This window comes from Methanoregula sp. (assembly GCF_002835825.1).
Classification (GTDB): domain Archaea; phylum Halobacteriota; class Methanomicrobia; order Methanomicrobiales; family Methanospirillaceae; genus Methanoregula.
The window spans coordinates 1-1,171 of sequence record NZ_PIZH01000653.1 but is presented as its reverse complement, the minus strand read 5'-3'; the positions used below and the strand labels follow the sequence as shown (position 1 = coordinate 1,171).

Below are 1,171 nucleotides of genomic sequence, written 5' to 3'. Positions count from 1 at the left end.
TGCCTGTACCGCTGCATGGAAGAATAGCACCACGGGGATCCTTGCAGCAGCCCTGACCGGGACACCGGTCACGAAAAACGCTGCCCGGTGGACATATAATGAGTGGGAGGTTGTCATAGAGGGCTTCCTGCAGGATGCACGGCATCACGATCTCTGGCTCCTTGCTTTGCTCGCCCCGCCACCCCTTGCCGTTTCTGCACTCACGGCACTGGAGGCCGCGGGGTTTGCGCCTCCTGCTGATGAACGTCCGGTCTTTGAGGAACTCATCCGAACGCTTCCGGACCGTTGGTCATATCCGCTCCCGCTCCAAAGAGAGCAGGCCGGTGCCGGCGGGGCCGCGGGGCGGACGGTCCGGCTTGCATTCGCACCGGACGGCTCTCTCCTTGCCGCTGCTTCCTGCGATGGCCGGATCACGGTCTGGCGCATAACCGCGGCCGGCGTGGCAGTCGAGATTGCTGCAGGGGATGGGCCTATCCGGGCCCTCGCCTTTATCGGGAACCCATCGCAGATCATCGCAATATCGGAAGATGGCAGGACCCGATGCTTCTCAGCAGATGATGGCGCCCCCCGCTGGACCCGGGAGGGCACCAGCCCTGCCCGGGCTCTTGCCTTCTTGCCGGAGAAACGCACGGTCCTTCTCGGGGACGAAAGCGGATGCCTGCACATCCTCGACCCGCGCGATGGCCATGCGCTGCACACCGTCCCCCTCCACCTGGCACCCGTCACCTGTATCGCGATGGCCGGGGAGCAGGCGGCCATCGGGCACGCGGACGGCACGGTCACGATCGCGTACCCGGGCAGCGGAAGCCCGCCAGTGGTCCTGCAGGGACCGGAGAGCGCGGTTCGCTCTGTTGTATTCCACAACGATGGGGGGTCCTGCCTTGTCATCCATGAAAAGGGAGGTGCCGTCCTCTGGGACCCTGCATCCGCCAAACGGGTGCGCTTGTTTGTTGGCCACTCGGGAAGGGTTACCTGCAGCGCTGTTGCTGAATCAGGGAACTTGTTCGTCCTCGGGGGGACCGATCACCAGCTCCGGTGTTATGACCCGGGCAGTGCCGAACCATTCCTTTCACTCCCGCTCTACAGCCGCCAGCTCACCGCATGCTCTGCAGCACCGGATGGCACCCTGCTTGCAGCCTGCTTCCATGAGGGCACGATCCATATCTACGGG

The 1,171-nt window shown here is 64.3% G+C and carries 1 protein-coding gene; it reads left to right on the top strand.

Annotated elements, in window-relative coordinates:
* A partial coding sequence (locus CW742_RS14165) for a WD40 repeat domain-containing protein (RefSeq protein WP_292421485.1) occupies positions 1-1,171 on the top strand: 1,171 nt, incomplete at both ends.